A 12,443-nucleotide genomic window follows, 5' to 3' on the forward strand; every position below is an offset into this window, starting at 1 on the left:
TGCCATTATACTACATTACACGCTGTAGTGGAATAGATACGATATGATAGGAAAGCAAAGCTTGGATATGATAAAATAAAACGATATTGCAATCTTACCAAGACAGGATGAGTGGGAATATGGGTGTAAAGTTACCTTTGATATTTGCTGAGCGAATGAAAAGTTTGCTGGGTGATGAGTTTGAACAATTTATGAAATCTTATGAACAGTCTCCCCATGCGGGACTGAGAGTGAATACGCTAAAAATATCGATGGAACAATTCGATGAGATTGCTCCGTTTGACCTAAGACCTATTCCGTGGTGTGAGACAGGATTCTATGTACCTCATGGTGTTAAACCGGGGCTGCACCCTTATTATCATGCAGGTCTGTATTATATACAGGAACCAAGTGCAATGGCTCCAGTTGAATTATTGCAGGTGGAGCCTGGAGATCGCGTGCTTGATCTATGTGCTGCTCCGGGAGGAAAAACGACACAGATTGCTGCAAAGCTGCAAGGCAAGGGTGTACTCGTCACGAACGATATCCATGCTGAACGCACAAAAGCGCTGGCCAAGAACGTGGAATTGTACGGGGTACGTAACGCCGTTGTGTTGAATGAATCGCCAGAGCGGATCGCAAATGCATTTCCTCATTATTTTGACAAAGTATTAATTGATGCGCCTTGCTCAGGTGAAGGCATGTTCCGCAAGGATGAAGACATGGTGAAATCGTGGGAACATCATTCGGTGGAAAAATGTGTGCTCATGCAGCGGGATATCTTGGAGACTGCGGCACGATTGCTGGCTCCGGGAGGTACCATTGTATATTCGACATGTACCTTTGCGCCGGAGGAAAATGAAGCGATGATTGCGGAGTTCCTGAATGTAAACCGTGATTTCGTAGTCATGGAAATTCCTGAAGAGACAGGGTTTGCTCCAGGACGTCCGGAATGGGTACGTCAGATGATGCCTGAGAAGGCGGAAGAGACGGAAGCTGTGTTGGATCAAACGCGTGGTACCGCAAGATTGTGGCCTCACCTTTTGGAAGGAGAGGGACATTATGTCGCTGTATTGCAGCATCGTGCAGGGCAAGGATTAGAAACAGATCAACCTGGAGTAGTTAAAGAAGGAGCAATGGAGTATGGACAGGTCGAAGATGTGTCCAGGATTGAAGTAGAGGGGAACAAGGATCACTCTATTGCTGCTTCTTCAATTGCTATGACCAAGGCTGATCGTAAAAAGGAACGTTTGTTGCGAATCGAATCCCGAGAGTCCCATGACAGACAAGCTGATGGCGGCAAGAATTCGGGTAGACAGAGCAAAAAAGGTAAAGATCACGGTGGACGTAAATCGGAACGGGGTCAGGGACGCGGAGCTGATCCGGCACGTATTGATCCGGTTGCGATCTACACTCAGTTTATGAAAGAACAATTGGAGATTGAGTTAACTGGAGAGACGGTATGTTACGGAGATCGTGTGTATCAATCATCGGTTGGTGCAGCTCGGTTGAAGGGACTGAAAGTCATTCGTCCAGGCTGGTTTATGGGCACGATCAAGAATGGACGATTTGTTCCGTCCCACCCGCTTGCGTGTGCTCTGAATGCATCTGAAGCACGGAGAAGCGTAAATTTGTCATCCGCTGATGGCGAAGCCGTGAGATACCTCAAGGGTGAAACGTTAAATATTGAAGAAGAACGAGTGGTGCTCAAGGCGGATACGTTTGCCAAAGGGTACGTTCTTGTATGTGTAGATGGTTATGCCGCTGGCTGGGGAAAATGGCTGGATGGTGTACTGAAGAATGAATATCCGGCAGGCTGGAGGTGGACATCGGTATGAGTGGAAAAGGGAAACAAACACTGCGTCTAGATAAGATATTGAGTCATATGGGTGTGGGAACACGTAGTGAACTCAAAAAGATGGTGAAACAGGGCAGAATCCATGTAGATGGCAAAGCAGTGAAAGACAGCGGCGTACAGGTGAATCCGGAGGTTAACGTCATTGAAGCCGATGGGGAGCGAATTGTGTATCGGGAGATGATCTATCTGATGCTGCATAAACCTCCTGGTGTCGTGTCTGCTACCGAGGATAACAGAGATAAGACGGTACTGGATCTGCTGCGGAAAGAGGATAGGGTCTTCAACCCGTTTCCTGTGGGACGACTGGATAAGGATACGGAGGGACTGCTCATTCTCACGAATGACGGTCCACTTGCCCATGATCTGTTATCTCCACGCAAGCATGTGCCCAAAACCTACGAAGCCCGTGTATTGGGAAACGTGGAGGATGCAGATGTGCAACGTTTCAAAGCGGGCATTCAATTGGATGACGGATACGAGACATTGCCTGCTGAGCTGACTATACTTGGCCGGGAAGAGACCGAAGAAGGCATGATCTCGTCGATCTCGCTTATTATTCACGAAGGGAAATTTCATCAGGTGAAACGTATGTTTCAGGCGGTAGGCAAGCGAGTGATCTATCTGAAACGCGTCGCCATGGGTGAGCTTGAATTAGCTTCCGATCTTGCTATCGGAAGCTATCGTGAACTAACCGCAGATGAGTTGAGCCTTCTGCGGAAGTAAAAGCTCCCGTCCTTCGCGAAGCGGAGCAGGGAGTTGTGGAGGGAAGCGAAGCCCCGATACTAACGCCGCAGGCGAAAAAGCTCCCGTCCTTTGCGAAGCGGAGCAGGGAGTTGTGGAGGGAAGCGAAGCCCCGATACCAACGCCGAAGGCGAGAAAGCTCCCGTTCTTCACGAAGTGAAGCAGGGAGCCGGGCAGAGAGCGAAGCCCTGCCCGTAATGGTCCCGGTTAAGCTTGGGCGGGACCGCCGCTGACCAGCGGTGTGCCCGGCAACAAGCGTTCCTACGACAATCGTTACATAGCAAGACCCGACCTAACACCGATGAGCAAGACGGGAGTCCAGAGGGCAGAGCCCTCTGGGGCCCTCCCTCGGAAGGGAGGGTTTGGGTGGGTGCGACAACTAACAGATGAGGATGAAGCCAGAATGACTTATAAATTAATTGCACTTGATGTAGATGGAACACTGCTGAATGATCATCATGAACTTACCGAATGGACTCAGGAGACCTTGATCCAAGCTTCCCGTCAGGGAGCAGAGATCGTTCTGTGTTCAGGTAGAGGTCCTGCCAACACGATTCCTTTTATGGAGCAGATGGGACTGGATGGATATGTGATTACGCATAATGGCGCCGTAACGGCGCAAGTCGATACCCGTGAGGTGGTTCATCATTTTGCATTAGATGGACAAGGACTGGAGCCAATCATATCCTACTGTCGAACCAATGGAGTACATTTTGATATCAATACAGCATTTGGTCTGTATGTGGATCAACCAGAAGGTTTGGGTTTGCAGGTGCGTGAGATGTATTACAACTTTATGGCAGAGCCACTGAAGTTACCCAAGTGGGTTGACATGACAGAACCGCTGGCGAAATTCACTGCATTTGGTCCGATTGAACAGATGGATGCAGTACTTCAGGAATGGTCTACTTGGAATCTGCCTTATTATATGACACGGAGTGGTGACTTTTTTATTGATCTGATGCATCCCGAAGCGTCCAAAGGCGCTGCGCTTAAAAGGCTTGCCGAATCAAAGGGAATCATGCCTTCGGAGATCATGGCAATTGGTAACTACTTTAATGATATTACGATGCTGACCTTTGCGGGCAAAGGTATTGCCATGGATAACTCACCGGACGAGGTGAAAGCTGCTGCGGACGAGGTTACACTCTCCAATAACGAGCAGGGTGTGGCACACGCGATCCAAAAATATGTGTTATCCGTTTAACCTTACATCTTATATTTGATATCCACGGTTCCCTCATAATCTACCGTCTTTAGGGGCATCCTAAGAGAATAACTTTAGGAATGGAGGAGGACACGTGATGAAATATGATGTGGAATTGGTTGCAGACCTGCGGACATCAGGTGGAGAAGTACAGGACGTGATGGTCAATGGTCAATATGCAGGCTCACTTTTCCTTGTGTACAGAGAAGGAGATCGTTTATCAGGTAGTCTTCAGATCGAGCAGGAGTCTCTGCCAGATGGTACAGAGGAACGTATCGTGGAAAAAGTACATGCCTATGTCCAATCTCTTGCAGATGCGTTGGAAGCTGCATATTATGAAGTGCTGGTTAGTTGTGGCTCATTACATTCGGTTCTGCATAAGCCTGAGTCAGAGACAATGTGGCCGTCTGAAGAGATGAATCATGACGAAGGCAGTTATGACGATATAGACAGCAGCAGTGGCAGTAAGGTAATCCCTGTTTCTCAAGCCGAATCGTTTACATATGAAGATCGGGATCAGGTTCTGGAGATGGAAATGGTAAGCGCAGGACGCAGCATATCGACGTATATATTCAATGATGTCGAAGGGCAGGAACTTGCAGAAGCTTCCTTAAAACAATATGGCGCTGATGTACAAGGTGAAATACACTGGTATGACGAGCCGGAAGAGAATCAATTGGAAGCTGCGGCAGAGTTGCTGGTCAGAGAGCTGGATGAAGATATCATCGATACGATTACAATCCGCATGTGGCATCAGGGCAACGAACTTGAGACGCTAGAGTGGGTACATCGCGATTTCTCCGAGGAGTTTGAGGATACCGATGAATCGGATCTGGATGAGTTGGAAGCTGCTGAAGAAACATGTTATGTCATGTTGAAGCGTAAGGATCGGGAGTTCCGGATATATGAGCTGTTTCTTCAGGAACGAGGTGGATTGCCTGTGGGAACAGCAACAATAGACACTTCTCATTCGGATCTTACGGGATACATTGATTACGAGGTTCCTGGTACTAGCATTCAGCGAAAGAGTCTAGTCGAAGTGTTGATGCAGGAGTTGGAAAAGGAAATGGAGTTTGATACCCTGCACCTGACGATGTTGTATCGAAATCAGATTATTGATGAAGCCAGAATAGATGGGTAAAAGGCAGCTGCCTTTTACCTTTTTTATGTTCTCATTTTGACGAAAAATCCATTTCCCGGTATAGTACCATTAGTTTAAAAGAGATCAGGAAGCGGAGGAGAACAATGATGCACTCATTCAGGATCAGTAGCGAATATATTAACGATGGTTTTCAAGCGGTTCATGCGAAGCCGGAAGATACGGAGGATGTGATGTCGCTGCTGGTGGAGACAGCCGAATGGTTACAGAGCCAAGGTTCTTCCCAATGGAACGCTTTGCTTAAAGGTGAAGATTCACATGATACGGCAGGGGCGATTCGGCGTGGAGATGTGTTTGTATTTAAAAAAGGAGCGGACGTAGCGGGGATGGTCATCCTTTTGGTTCAGCCAAGCCCTTGGGATATTCATCTTTGGGGTTCAAAAGCTCATGCCGAGGATGGCGCAATTTATCTGCATCGGCTAGCAATTCGAAGAAAATATGCTCAGAGCGGTCTGGGACGATCCATTTTGCAATGGTCCAGCAGCGGCATACATTTTGAAGGCAAACAAACTGTTCGGTTAGATTGCGGAGCGAGCAATGCTACGTTGAACGCCTTTTACGCGCGGAACGGGTATACTTTTTTGGGAGAGACCGATGGTTACAGTACATATGAGAAGCCCGTGGAGGTATTAAGCTGAAATTCTGGTTATCCAATGAATATGTTGACGACAAGCACGAGCGGTTGACTGCTGGATTAAGCTTTTGCTTCTGAGGGGAACGTTTCATGAATATGTTGTATATACGAGTTATCGTAATATAGATGTTCCGGCTTCCCTATGTCATAATGGATAGTAGAGCAGTACGTAAGTTAGAAAGGGGGAAACTAACGGTGAAATTGCTGCAGGCGCTTTTCTTTCCTCCGGAGCAGCCCGGAGGTGTATCCTCTATGATTCCGTATATGCAAGAGAGATTTACAACCCCGAGGTGGGAAATGGATCTATTCTCGTTGCCAAAGCGAATTCGCAACAAGGGCAGAGAGGAAGTTCAGTTCGAAACGTTTGACTGGACGGAATATCAGGATAGTCCTGTTGTCCAAAAATATATTCAAACCTATCGTGATTATCTTTGGTGGACCAAACTGCGTATTCAGAAGCCCTATGATCTGATCCATGCACACCACCCAATTGCAGGACTTGCGATGAAAACGGTTTTCCCGGATACACCCCTTATTCAGACGATTCACTCCAGTTATGAACGAGAATTGATCCTTAATGGACGCATTGAAACGGATGGACCGGAGCATCGATTCCTGCTTGCGATATATGGTGAGCTGGAACATCAGGCAGAGCGCCTCTTGACGGTGTCGGATTCGTTCCGTCGTTATCTGGCTCCCTATGTGAAGGAACCTGATGTCATCGGTGTGATTCCCAATGGATTTGATGAGAAGCGCTTTAAGCCGATTCCTCATGATAATGCGATACCACAGCTGGTCACGGTATGTCGGCTTGTTCCGGCAAAAGGGTTGGATATTCTTTTCAAAGCCTGTGCGGAGCTGAAGGGCCGAGGTCATGATTATGTGTTACATATTATTGGAGACGGACCGATTCGTCCTGATCTGGAAGAATTGGCGCAGCGATTGGGAATCTATAATGAGACCATTTTCTATGGTTACACACTGCACCCTGAGGAATTCATGCCATTCTTTGATATTTTTGTACTTCCTTCACGGGCAGAGGCATTTGGTTCCGTCTTCGCTGAAGCGGCGCTGAGTTGTCTTGCTCTTGTGGGTACGGATGTAGGTGGTATACCGGAACAGATCGAGAATGGTAGCAATGGGTTGCTTGTACCGGCAGAAGATCCTTCTGCACTGGCTGAAGCGCTTGAAAAGGTGATGCTCGATCCGGCTTATCGTTATGAACTTGCCCGTTCAGCGTGTGAAAAAGCCAAAACACATTACTCGCTCGGCAGATCGGTCAATGAGTTGAAGAAGATGTATTTACAGTTTCCCAGCAAGGCCTAAAAGAGAGAGCAAAAAGTGCGAGCCGCTGTGCTAAACAGCGGCTTTTTTTCATGCAAAAGGAAGGCGCATGAGTGATGAATTATGGTATGAAGCAAACGGATGCTCATATTCATGAAGTACATCACCGTTTATATATTTTTGCGTCCACGGAAGGCACCCCAGCGGTTTAATACCAATTTGGCTGCCCAGAACAGTGCCAAACTTCCGAAGATAGGGTAAAGGATGGATAGTAGAGAACTGAATCCAAACTGACTGAGTGAGTAACACAGCAGCATAATGGTTAATGTAATGAAACGGGGATGAACGCGTATATGTTGTCTGAGTTGCAAGGTCATGCCGTAGATATCGGCAACAAATGTACTGAATATTTCCATGAAAATAAGGGATACATATACAGATTGTACTGCCCATCCAAGTTGAAAGGCAATGCTGCCCATCGGAATTTCGAATTGGATGATGCCTGGCATCTGTGCTGACATGGCAAAATGAGCTGCCATCAGCATGAAACCTACGCCAATTCCACCCAATACTCCGCCCCACTTCAGCACATTCCGACTGCGAATCTGGTTGCCAACGGGCACAAGAACAGCTTGAGCTAACGCCAGATTGAACGAACTATACAACAGTGGAGACAGCCATACTTGAATAGGATTTGAGTCTGTCGTCAATGTGATGAATCGGGAAGCTCCTGGATGATGGATGGTACTGGTGATCATGAGCAGAGATAACAGCAGCATCATGGGCACGACGATGCTATTCATTTGAAGGATAGCCTGGATGCCCCGACCGAGAAGCAGATATGTCCCTACAAGTGTGACGATCAGACCTGTCTGATAATGCAAACCCAGATGTTCGACAAAAACGGAACCCGCTCCGGCAAGCATGACGCTGTTCACGCCAATGAGAATGAGAAGGGTCACCCAGGTGATCCATTTGCCCGCCTTGGGCCCGAATAAATGTTTGTTCAGGTCCTCATAAGAGCGGGACCCGGTATCGTGAGCGATCAGCATCATTTTGGTACCTAACCAGACAAAGAGCATGGTGGATAAGCCTATGGTGACGGTGGCCCATTTGCCATACTGGGTAAAAAACTGCAAAATTTCCTGCCCTGTAGCGAAGCCGGCTCCGACAACCGTTCCGATGTATGTAAATGCGATCTGCAGCACCCGAAATGCCTGTTTCATGTGTTTCCCCTCTCAGGCCCCTGAATAGTTTGGACATGCGGGTACCATGGTACAAGGTATGCTTGACCCACGAAAGTCATGACAATCGATAATGTGCTTTGGCTTGAATTGTGTCTCAAGGACAGCGCCCAGGCAATTTCGCTTGAACTTATAGATAGATATATGATACTTTTACCTCATAGGATAGGCTTGGGAGGTCAAATCATGGAATTATTGAAACAACGAATTTTACAAGAGGGTGTTGTTATCTCGGATCAAGTATTGAAACTGGATGGTCTGTTGAACCACCAGATTGATCCTGCATTAACGATGGAGATGGGACGTGAGTTTGCAGCCCGTTTTCGTGAAAGTGGAGTGACTCGGGTAATCACGGTAGAATCCTCAGGGATTCCGGTTGCGTTTGCAGCAGCCTATGAACTTGGGGTGCCACTTGTATTCGCCCGTCGCAAAAAAACACTTCTGGCTGATCCTGATGCTTACTGTGAGCGCGTACCGTCCTTTACCAAAGGAATTGTAACTGACATTATGGTATCTCGCGAGTTCATTCATGAGAATGACCGCATTTTGTTCATTGATGATATTATTGCCAATGGCGATGCTGCTCGTGGCGTCATCAAAATTATCGAGCGTTCCGGTGCGGAACTTGTCGGATTCGGCGTTGTGGTCGAGAAAAGTTTCCAGGCAGGGGCACGCACGATTCGTGAACAGGGTATTCCGGTGGAAGCCTTGGTACGCATTCGTTCCCTGAACGATGGTACGGTACAATTTGACGATAACGAAATGTGACATTTTAAAGGAATAGGGCCTATTTTTTGAACTATGCCTTTGCATGACCGCGGATTTCATTTATAATGGGGTTATGTTAGGGAGAGGAGGCAACACCATGGGGAACCAACCGGCAACAGAACAATTTTTTAATGATAAGCTGGCGGAATCGAAAGTTCATTTTGAACGTGCCCTGGATTGTAAACATACGGAATTCGATGACCTTTATCCCTATATGATTGAACATCCTCAATTTTTCTGGTACAAACGCTATGTTGCCTGGTCAGAATTACTGACGATTGTAGGCTTGTGCGAAGAGTTGTCCTTCTCTTGGAAAGAACAATTTACACCGCATCAAGTGGAGTACCTTGAAGAACGTGTGATGTCCGCCAAAGTGCTTGATTTTTGGTTCGAGAAGAACGACAGCAAAGAGCACGCGCAGCGGTAACTTTCAGTCGGGACATAATTTCGAATGACATGACAGTCCGATACAGTCACGTGAGACCTAAATGACATTTCATTTAGGTCTCTTTTTGTAAATAAATTTGGAATATAGGAGCCATGAAGATGATCAGTGATACAGAACTGGACGCCCTGCGTCTGTCAGGTGAGAAAGTAAGAGTAGTACGGGACGAGCTGGAATCTAACGATGTAACCGGGATTGTTGTTGCCTGGGATGGCGAGCAGGTACTTATCCGGCGTCAGAATCGACGTGTAGTTAAGCTGGATCGCAGTTACAAATATCAGCTGTTCAGCGAGCCTCGCCAGAGTCCACTTGGTGAGTAATAGCTTATAATTATGGCAGAGCCATGAGCGTTTAAATGTTTGGAATTACCATGATTTCTTGGCATAATTGACTCACTCGGGAGAGAAGATAGGTACAGTGAGGAAGATCTGTAACTATAAGCCGAGAGGGTGTGCTACAAGCCATGACATTGATGAATGATAAAGTTCATGCCTACAAGGATCAGATTGGAGCATTAAGCGATGTACTGCCAGGTGTGGTGAAGTCGTATCATGAGTTTACCGGAGAATGTTTCCAACCTGGCGTGATTGATGCCAAGACAAAACAGCTAATTGCGCTTGGGATTGGATTATTCGCCAACAATGAGGTATGTACCTTCTACCATGTAGAAGAAGCCCGTGCCAAGGGAGCAACAGATCAGGAGATTATGGAGACCGTTGCGGTGGCCGGAGCTGTTGGAGGAGGACATGCCCTGTCTCAGGGTGCGATGCGAGTGCAGAAGGCGCTGCATTAATAAGCAATACAACATACATTTTAAGTACAAAAAAGGCATCCGGTTAATAACCGATGCCTTTTTGTATGTGAATTACATTTTACCTAACATTTTATCATACATAAACTGTCCAGTTACCCGACGTGCTGTTACGTAACGATCATTGAAGTATGGATTCGATAACTTCGTGATGCTTACACCTTTACTGCTGGAGGCATGAGCGAATTGTCCGCCGCCGATATATACACCTGTATGTGAAATGCCTTTGCCCATCGTATTGAAGAACACCAGATCACCTGTGCGAATGTTGCTTTTCGATACAGGCGTACCTGCTTTGGCTTGCTGCTGTGAAGTACGTGGCAATTCAATGCTGTATTTGTTGAAAAGATATCTCATAAAACCAGAACAGTCGAAGCCGGCTACAGTCGTGCCACCCCATTTGTAAGGTATACCTGTCATGTTGTTCACTACGGAGTTGATACTGCTTGCCTCTGTGCTTGTTGCCCCGGATGTAAATAATACAGCTGCTCCAAAAATGGAGATAATCAGTTTTTTCAAAATCAATGTTCTCCCTTCGATGCCTACGGAGTTAGCTAAGGGTTCGGTAGAAGGTTCCCTATATTTCCTATGTATAAGAATAATTCACCCAAATTGGTTCCCCCGTTTTCAAACATGAAACTCGGCAATGAATAATTAAGTTTTTGTAACTATTTGAAACTATATTGCATAAATGCGTAATTGTCAAACCCATTTAAAACCCTTCGTAATACCTCAATGTTAGCGGAATTAAGGTTTTTATATGAAAGAAGGGATCAAGTTTGGGAATCATTCATGACAAAAACGTCATTAATGATTCGTTTAAGACGAATTTGGATAAATAAATAGGTTTGTCATGAGTTAAAAGAACTATCCCGTTATGTAGAATTAGAGAGATTATATTCATTAAGTTGCATATATTGACAAAAATCGATTTTTTGCATATTATCTGATTATCCAATCCACATATTGGATTTAAATTGATTTTATTATGCGATAAATACAAATAAAGGAGGTTTGGGGGCGTATATCATAGGTAAAGTAGAAGTGGAAGATTTATAAAAATGAACATAGGAGAGTGTTACATTTGAAAGCGAAGAAAATAATTACTTTTGTCCTGGCATGTACGATGGTGTTCTCAGCAGTTGGAATGGCAGTTCTTCCTGTAGGGACGGTATCTGCTGCGGATGCATCGGGTACTACAGCGAGTATTTCTGATATTTTGAAGAACCAGCTGCCGGATGGAGGTTGGAGAAAAGATTATAAACAGACAAGTGGAGAGTGGGCGAAGTCCACGATTGACAACAAGGCTACATACTCAGAAATTAGAAGATTGGCGAAGGAATTTAAAAAGACAAATGATCCGCGATACTCCACAGCTGCAATCAAAGGAATTAACTTTTTGATCAACATGCAGTATTCAAACGGCGGATGGCCACAAGTTTACCAAAGCTCCGGATATCACAAGCACATTACCTACAATGATGATGCCATGATTAATGTAATGATCATGCTGGATGAAGTAGCAGCACGCAAAGGTGATTTCTCGTTTATCGACAGCACACTTGCTAACCGTAGTAAAAATTCAGTTGCCAAAGGTGTGGAGGCGATTTTGAATACACAAGTCGTTTCAGGTGGTAAGCTGACAGCATGGGGACAACAACATGATTCCAGTTCCCTTAAACCAGCGAGCGCAAGAATCTACGAAGTGCCATCGCTGACAGCTGGAGAGAGTGTAACGATTGTTAAATTTCTGAAAACCAGACCTGCTAACGCTAAAATTACCGCATCCATTAAAGGAGCGGAGGCTTGGTTTAACAAGGTGAAAATTACGGGGTATAAATATGAAAGAGCTAATGGAGATAGTAAAATTATCGCTGATTCCAAAGCTGCACCAATTTGGGCACGCTTCTATGAGATAGGAACGGATAGACCAATCTTTATTGGTCGTGACGGGGTAGTTAAATACAAATTAAGTGATATTGATAAAGAAAGAAGAGGCGGTTACGCATGGTATGGCAACTGGCCTTCCAAGCTGTAATTTGCAGTATGCTTCCGTTTTAATGAACCAAGCTATTAATAGTTAAAGGTAAAACCCGAATCGACATGGACGTCTGGTTCGGGTTTTATTGTTATTATTTTCAGTGTTGACATGATAGATACCGCATGATATATTATTTCTTGTCGCCGATATTGATCACGGAGATACAATATGCGGTCGTGGCGGAATTGGCAGACGCGCACGGTTCAGGTCCGTGTGGGCTAACCCCCGTGGAGGTTCGAGTCCTCTCGACCGCATCTAATAAAAAGACTCCT

General features: G+C 45.8%; 13 protein-coding genes, 1 tRNA gene and 1 riboswitch. Of the genes, 12 read left to right on the forward strand and 2 right to left on the reverse strand.

What is annotated here, in order from left to right; translation table 11 throughout:
* Positions 1-119 precede the first annotated feature (119 nt).
* The 6 genes from J2X75_RS02840 (at position 120) to J2X75_RS02865 (ending at position 6,904) form a co-directional block, all read left to right on the forward strand.
* Positions 120-1,817 carry an RsmB/NOP family class I SAM-dependent RNA methyltransferase gene (locus J2X75_RS02840; RefSeq protein ID WP_310334192.1) on the forward strand — a complete coding sequence of 566 codons (1,698 nt, stop codon included), beginning with the start codon at positions 120-122 and terminating at the stop codon, positions 1,815-1,817.
* The gene (locus tag J2X75_RS02845) at positions 1,814-2,560 is read left to right on the forward strand and encodes a pseudouridine synthase (RefSeq protein WP_310334194.1); all 747 of its coding nucleotides are present in this window, start codon (positions 1,814-1,816) and stop codon (positions 2,558-2,560) included. The genes J2X75_RS02840 and J2X75_RS02845 overlap by 4 nt, the downstream gene beginning before the upstream one ends.
* Before the next feature lie 421 nt (positions 2,561-2,981).
* Positions 2,982-3,785 (forward strand): Cof-type HAD-IIB family hydrolase, encoded by an 804-nt coding sequence (locus J2X75_RS02850; RefSeq protein WP_036670159.1) that lies wholly within the window; start codon positions 2,982-2,984, stop codon positions 3,783-3,785.
* Between the two features lie 97 nt (positions 3,786-3,882).
* Entirely contained in the window at positions 3,883-4,926 is a 1,044-nt protein-coding gene (locus J2X75_RS02855) for a hypothetical protein (protein ID WP_310334196.1), read from the forward strand.
* 107 nt (positions 4,927-5,033) lie between these two features.
* Entirely contained in the window at positions 5,034-5,582 is a 549-nt protein-coding gene (locus J2X75_RS02860; protein ID WP_310336629.1) for a GNAT family N-acetyltransferase, read from the forward strand.
* Between the two features lie 191 nt (positions 5,583-5,773).
* Positions 5,774-6,904, forward strand: a complete 1,131-nt coding sequence (locus tag J2X75_RS02865; RefSeq protein ID WP_074094467.1) for a glycosyltransferase family 4 protein — start codon at positions 5,774-5,776, stop codon at positions 6,902-6,904.
* Positions 6,905-7,032: 128 nt separating this feature from the next.
* Here J2X75_RS02865 and J2X75_RS02870 read toward each other — a convergent pair whose 3' ends face one another.
* Positions 7,033-8,088, reverse strand: coding sequence for a YkvI family membrane protein (locus J2X75_RS02870; protein ID WP_310334199.1), 1,056 nt, complete (start codon positions 8,086-8,088; stop codon positions 7,033-7,035).
* Between the two features lie 204 nt (positions 8,089-8,292).
* Here J2X75_RS02870 and J2X75_RS02875 point away from each other — a divergent pair, with 204 nt between their 5' ends.
* From J2X75_RS02875 to J2X75_RS02890, 4 genes are all read left to right on the forward strand, one after another.
* Positions 8,293-8,874 carry a xanthine phosphoribosyltransferase gene (locus J2X75_RS02875; RefSeq protein ID WP_036609617.1) on the forward strand — a complete coding sequence of 194 codons (582 nt, stop codon included), beginning with the start codon at positions 8,293-8,295 and terminating at the stop codon, positions 8,872-8,874.
* A gap of 97 nt (positions 8,875-8,971) precedes the next feature.
* A complete protein-coding gene (locus J2X75_RS02880; RefSeq protein WP_036609615.1) occupies positions 8,972-9,301 on the forward strand; it encodes a hypothetical protein in 330 nt (109 codons plus the stop codon).
* 119 nt (positions 9,302-9,420) lie between these two features.
* Positions 9,421-9,639, forward strand: coding sequence for a hypothetical protein (locus tag J2X75_RS02885; RefSeq protein ID WP_124113962.1), 219 nt, complete (start codon positions 9,421-9,423; stop codon positions 9,637-9,639).
* A 143-nt stretch (positions 9,640-9,782) separates the two neighbouring features.
* Positions 9,783-10,112, forward strand: coding sequence for a carboxymuconolactone decarboxylase family protein (locus J2X75_RS02890; RefSeq protein WP_017689352.1), 330 nt, complete (start codon positions 9,783-9,785; stop codon positions 10,110-10,112).
* Positions 10,113-10,184: 72 nt separating this feature from the next.
* On the opposite strand, the gene J2X75_RS02895 is transcribed toward J2X75_RS02890, so the two are convergent.
* Positions 10,185-10,649, reverse strand: coding sequence for a C40 family peptidase (locus J2X75_RS02895; protein WP_124113963.1), 465 nt, complete (start codon positions 10,647-10,649; stop codon positions 10,185-10,187).
* A gap of 5 nt (positions 10,650-10,654) precedes the next feature.
* A riboswitch (cyclic di-AMP (ydaO/yuaA leader) is annotated at positions 10,655-10,786 on the reverse strand.
* Between the two features lie 419 nt (positions 10,787-11,205).
* Here J2X75_RS02895 and pelA point away from each other — a divergent pair.
* Together pelA and J2X75_RS02905 are read left to right on the forward strand one after the other, a co-directional pair.
* Positions 11,206-12,168, forward strand: coding sequence for a pectate lyase (gene pelA / locus J2X75_RS02900; protein ID WP_223868839.1), 963 nt, complete (start codon positions 11,206-11,208; stop codon positions 12,166-12,168).
* 173 nt (positions 12,169-12,341) lie between these two features.
* A tRNA-Leu gene (locus tag J2X75_RS02905) sits at positions 12,342-12,425 on the forward strand.
* Positions 12,426-12,443 lie beyond the last annotated feature (18 nt).

Origin of the sequence: Paenibacillus sp. 2003, from assembly GCF_031455635.1 — a bacterium.
GTDB classification, from domain to species: Bacteria; Bacillota; Bacilli; order Paenibacillales; family Paenibacillaceae; genus Paenibacillus; species Paenibacillus amylolyticus_B.